The organism is Allobosea sp. CER48, assembly GCF_044752385.1.
Taxonomy (GTDB): domain Bacteria; phylum Pseudomonadota; class Alphaproteobacteria; order Rhizobiales; family Beijerinckiaceae; genus Allobosea.
In genome coordinates this window covers 1-3,010 of record NZ_JBIWYK010000391.1, presented here as the reverse complement: position 1 = coordinate 3,010, position 3,010 = coordinate 1, and the positions used below count along the sequence as shown (strand labels likewise).

General features: G+C 67.0%; 4 protein-coding genes and 1 tRNA gene. 2 read left to right on the top strand and 3 right to left on the bottom strand.

What is annotated here, in order from left to right; genetic code table 11:
• Together ACIPIA_RS13375 and ACIPIA_RS13370 are read left to right on the top strand one after the other, a co-directional pair.
• Window positions 1-496: AAA family ATPase (locus tag ACIPIA_RS13375; RefSeq protein ID WP_400510254.1), on the top strand; the 496-nt coding region annotated here is incomplete at its 5' end.
• 163 nt (window positions 497-659) lie between these two features.
• Window positions 660-744, top strand: a tRNA-Tyr gene (locus ACIPIA_RS13370).
• Between the two features lie 186 nt (window positions 745-930).
• On the opposite strand, the gene ACIPIA_RS13365 is transcribed toward ACIPIA_RS13370, so the two are convergent.
• From ACIPIA_RS13365 to ACIPIA_RS13355, 3 genes are all read right to left on the bottom strand, one after another.
• Entirely contained in the window at window positions 931-1,962 is a 1,032-nt protein-coding gene (locus ACIPIA_RS13365) for an amino acid ABC transporter substrate-binding protein (RefSeq protein ID WP_400510253.1), read from the bottom strand.
• A 41-nt stretch (window positions 1,963-2,003) separates the two neighbouring features.
• Window positions 2,004-2,627, bottom strand: a complete 624-nt coding sequence (locus ACIPIA_RS13360; protein ID WP_400510251.1) for a L,D-transpeptidase — start codon at window positions 2,625-2,627, stop codon at window positions 2,004-2,006.
• A gap of 17 nt (window positions 2,628-2,644) precedes the next feature.
• Window positions 2,645-3,010 (bottom strand): hypothetical protein (locus ACIPIA_RS13355; RefSeq protein WP_400510249.1); only part of this gene is annotated, 366 nt, incomplete at its 5' end.

The window sequence follows — 3,010 nt, the reverse complement described above, 5'->3', positions numbered from 1 at the left end:
GACGCTGATCGAGGCTCTGGCCAAACGCGGGCATGCCGTGCAGGCCGAAGCCGGGCGGGCGATCATCCGCGAGCAGCAGGCGGCTGGCGGCGAAGGACTGCCGTGGAAGAATAGCGCGCTCTTCGGCGAGTTGATGCTGGCCGCAGACCTGCGCAGCCATGACGAGGCGAGGCGCCGGGAAGGACTGGTGTTCTTCGACCGCGGCCTCCCGGATATCGTGGGCTATCTGACGCTCTGCGGCTTGCCGGTGCCGCGTCAGCTGGAGGAGGCCGCCGAACGCCTCCGCTATCGCCGGCTGGTGTTCATCGCCCCGCCATGGCCAGCGATCTTCGAACAAGACGAGGAGCGCAGGCAGGATTTCGCCGAGGCGCAGCGAACCCACGCCGTGATGGCCCGGACCTATGCACGCTACGGCTACGATCTCGTCGCTCTGCCGCAAGCGAGCGTGGAAGCTCGCGCCGACTTCGTCCTCCAGCGCGTCGGCGCCGGGAACTGAATGCCGTCCGCCGGCCTCTCGACGCAGGGAATTCACAGCTTCGATCTTTTTGCCGTTGACAGGGGGCGGCCCGGTCACCATAAGTCCGGCCGCGCCTGCCGGTCGTCGCGAAAGCGACATATCCGGTGGCCCTTGGCTCAATGGGCCGATCAAGGGCGCAGGCGGGGGAATGTCCCGAGCGGCAAAGGGGGCGGACTGTAAATCCGCTGGCTATGCCTTCGCAGGTTCGAGTCCTGCTTCCCCCACCACCTTCTTTCCAGCGACTTCAGACGATGCGGTCATGGCCGGGCACCCGGACGGGCAGAGCCCGTGCAGGAGCGGGATTTCGACTTGTTCCCGCCTCGAGGAAGCCCCCGGACCGGGTCAACAGCAGAGACGTCGAGAACGGGCAGCGGCCCGCTCTCGGTGCAGTCGTCGCCTGCGTGTTCCAAAGGCTAGCGCAGCGGCGGAGCGTAGAGCACGCCGCCCATGCTCCAGAGCTGATTGAGGCCGCGCGGGATGCCGAGCTTCGAGCCGGTTCCGAGGTTGCGCTCGTAGATCTCGGCATAGTTGCCGGAGGCCTTCACCGCGCGGATCGCCCAGTCTGGGTCGAGACCCATGGCCTTGCCGAAGCCGCCCTCGGCTCCGGTGAAGCGCCGCGCGTCGGGCTTCTGGGATTTCAGGGCCTCGTCGATATTGCTGGTGGCGATGCCGAGCTCCTCGGCGTTCACCAGAGCGAAGTTCACCCACTTCACCACATTGAACCACGGAAAATCGTCGCTGCGCACCACCGGTCCGAGCGGTTCCTTCGAGATCACGTCAGGCAGCACGATCGCTTCGGCCGGCTTGGCGAGCCTCAGGCGCTCGCCATGCAAGGCCGACTGGTCGCGCGTCAGCACGTCGCATTGCCCGCCTTCGAAGGCTGCGAAGGCCTCCGCCGCGCTGGGATAGGCCTTCTCTTCATAGGTCATGGAATTGGCCTTGAAGAAGTCGGCGAGGTTGAGCTGGGTCGTGGTCCCGGTCTCGACGCAGATCTTGGCCTTGTCGAGTGAAAGGGCACTATCGACCTTGAGGGCGCGTTTCGCCAGGAAGCCCTGCCCGTCATGATAGGTGATGCCGGCAAAGGCCAGCCCGAGCTCCGCCTCGCGCCCGAGCGTCCAGGTCGAGTTGCGTGCGAGCAGATCGACCTTGCCGCCCTTCAGCGCATCGAAGCGCTCGCTGGCGGAAAGCGGCGTGAAGGCGACCTTGGTCGCGTCGCCCAGAACCGCGGCGGCGACGGCGCGACAGAAATCGACGTCGAAGCCGCTCCATTTGCCCTCGGCGTCCTTCGCCGAGAAACCGAGCACGCCTTCACTGACGCCGCATTGAAGCGTGCCGCGCTGCTTCACCGTCTCGAGCGTGCCCGCTCCCACCGGCGCTGCCGACAGGGCAGCGAGCGCGGCGCCGGCAGCGAGGCCGGGCAGGCGAAACCATGAGGCCGTGGACATAGCTCTCTTCCCCCTTCGGATTCGGTTGCGCACTGCGCTGGTCAGAGCGTGGCGTTGTGGCGGATGATGACCTTGGTCCCGACGGGGACGCGCTCATAGAGATCGACGATGTCGCCATTGGCGAGCCGGAAGCAGCCGGACGAGATGGCCTGGCCGATGGTCTCCGGCTGGTTGGTGCCATGCACCCGGAACACGGTCGAACCGAGATAGAGCGCACGCGCGCCCATCGGATTGCCCGGGCCCCCGGCCATGAAGCGCGGCAGATAGGGCTGGCGCTGCAGCATTTCCGGCGGCGGGCGCCAGTCGGGCCATTCGGACTTGCGGCTGACCTGGACCTGGCCGGACCAGGTGAAGCCCTCGCGGCCGACGCCGATGCCGTAGCGCAGGGCACGGCCGTTGCCCTGGACCACATAGAGGAAGCGCTCGCCCGAATGGATCACCACGGTGCCTGGCGCCTCGTTGGAGCGGAACAGCACCATCTGACGGGCATAGGGCCCCTCGGTGATGCTGACCTCCTCGGTGGAAACGCGGCCGGGCTCGTCGCCGATCTCCATCGTCTCCTTCATCGCTGCGGCCGGGCGAGGCTGTGCCAGCGAGAAGCCGGAGAGCGCGAGCAGCGGCAGGCAGGCGAGGCCGATGCCGGCGAAGGTCCTTGAGAGGTTCATGTCTCGTCAGCTCCAGATCAGCAGCGGCTGTAGATGAAGGTGCCGTAGCGCCGGTTCGCGTCCGGATCGACGAAACGCATCACCAGTTCCTTCTGCGACACGGACAGGATCTCGCGATCCTGCGGATCGCCGGCGGGTGCCTCGAAGCCGACATAGGTCTTGCCGCCGGCCCCGGATTTCAGCCTGAGCTCGTAGGGCTTGGGATCATCGGCAACGTGCATCATCACCCCGTCGCCCGGCCCCTTGGTGATCGTGTAGGGCTGCTTGCACTGGGCCCGAGCCTCGGCCTCCGTGCGCTTGCGGTCCTTCTCGGTGTGGAAGGAGGCGATGCCCCAGCGGCCCACCAGCGCGTCGCGGGAGACGTTGGTCGGAGCCGGGGCGCT